Origin of the sequence: Mesobacillus campisalis (assembly GCF_000986785.1) — a bacterium.
Lineage (GTDB): Bacteria > Bacillota > Bacilli > Bacillales > Cytobacillaceae > Mesobacillus_B > Mesobacillus_B campisalis.
This window is the reverse complement of the sequence record NZ_LAYY01000059.1, coordinates 1-359: the sequence shown is the minus strand read 5'-3', so window position 1 is coordinate 359 and position 359 is coordinate 1. Positions and strand designations below refer to the sequence as shown.

Genomic DNA, 359 nt, shown 5'->3' with positions numbered 1-359 from the left:
CAGCAGCGCCAAAACCAGCGCCATAGTGCTGGCGTGAGGATTCTCCACCAGGGTGCCGCTGCCGCCGCTAAAAGGAGTGCGTTCGGTTAAAAAATCCAGACCAGATTTAAAATCAAAGTATTCGTTAAAGGCATTCACACTGATATGAGCTGCTAGCCCAATCAGGGTGACAAGCGCGGCTAAACCAGCCTGCAGCGGATGACCCGCCTGCCAGCTAGCGACAGCGGCCAGTGCTATACAGACTAAAGTGAGAGTAAGAAAGTTGGCGCGGGCAACGCCACAAAGAATTTTTAACAACACAAGCTCCATATCAACTAAACAGCGGCAGCATAACCTGATCCCATAGCTTAGCTGTTGAT

Annotated in this window: 1 pseudogene; it reads right to left on the bottom strand. The window is 51.0% G+C overall.

Annotation, left to right across the window (positions count from 1 at the left end):
• Positions 1-297, bottom strand: a pseudogene (locus WQ57_RS22260) (hypothetical protein); the annotation flags it as partial.
• Positions 298-359 lie beyond the last annotated feature (62 nt).